The 1224-nt window shown below is 63.3% G+C and carries 1 protein-coding gene; it reads left to right on the forward strand.

The genetic code is table 11. The annotated features are described in order from the left end of the window. Positions 1-65: 65 nt before the first annotated feature. Positions 66-1165, forward strand: a protein-coding gene (locus tag AC1DDA_RS27375) for an IS3 family transposase (protein ID WP_476798090.1) whose coding sequence is annotated in 2 segments (ribosomal slippage) — positions 66-327 and positions 327-1165 — 1101 coding nt in all. Because the reading frame shifts where the segments join, the coding sequence is not laid out codon by codon here. Positions 1166-1224 lie beyond the last annotated feature (59 nt).

The raw sequence follows: 1224 nt of genomic DNA on the forward strand, positions 1-1224 counted from the left end.
CTCTGACCTGAGACCCTGATCTTCCTCCAGATTTGAGTAGAGTCCGTCGATCATGGAGACGGACGATGCGCCCCTCACGATTCACGGAAGAGCAGATCATTGGGATGCTGAAGGAGCAGGAGGCTGGAGCGGCGACGGCTGATGTCTGCCGCAAGCACGGCATCTCCTCGGCGACCTTCTACAAGTTCAAAGCGAAGTATGGCGGTATGGACGTGTCGGACGCACGCCGGCTGAAGACCCTCGAGGACGAGAACGCCCGTCTCAAGAAGCTGCTGGCCGAGCAGATGCTCGACAATGCGATCCTGAAGGATGTCGCCGCAAAAAAATGGTGACGCCCGATGCGAAGCGGAAGGCGGTGGCTCATGCCTGCACGGTGCATGCAGTGAGCCAGCGTCGGGCGTGCCTGGCCTTTTCGATCGACCGCTCGACGGTGCGCTACACGAGCACCCGGCCGGACGATGCCCTGTTGCGCGAGGCGATGAAGGCCGTGGCGGCGGAGCGCCGGCGGTTCGGCTACCGCAGGATCCACATCATGTTGGACCGCCAGGGCATCGTGATGAACCAGAAGAAGCTGCGACGGCTCTATCGCGAGGAGAAGTTGCAGGTGCGCCGGCGCGGCGGCCGCAAACGGGCACTGGGCACGCGCAGGCCCATGCTCGTGCCTGATCGGGCCAATGCGCGCTGGAGCCTCGATTTTCTGTCCGACACGATCTCGGACGGTCGCCGCTTCAGGGTGCTCGCCATCGTCGACGACTATACACGCGAGTGCCTGGCACTCGTCGCCGACACCTCGCTTTCGGGCCTGCGCGTGGCTCGCGAACTGGATGATGTCATTCGCCTGCGCGGCCGGCCGGGGACGATCCTGTCCGACAACGGCACCGAGTTCACCTCGATGGCGATCCTGCGCTGGTGCCAGGAGACCGGCGTCGAGTGGCACTACATCGCTCCCGGCAAGCCGACGCAGAATGCCTTCGTCGAGAGCTTCAACGGACGCTTCCGGGACGAGTGCCTCAACGACACGCTGTTCTCAACGCTCGTCGAGGCCCGCAGCGCCATCACCTCGTGGAAGGAGGATTACAACCGCCACAGACCCCACTCGGCCCTCGGCAACATCACGCCCGCCGAGTTCGCCCTCAAATCCACGCTGGAAAAACAGGCCGCATGAGGCCAGAAACGAAACTCAGGACTCTCTCTCAGACCGGAGGAGAAAAGGGTCTCAGGTCA

Source organism: Allobosea sp. 10N428 (genome assembly GCF_056394545.1).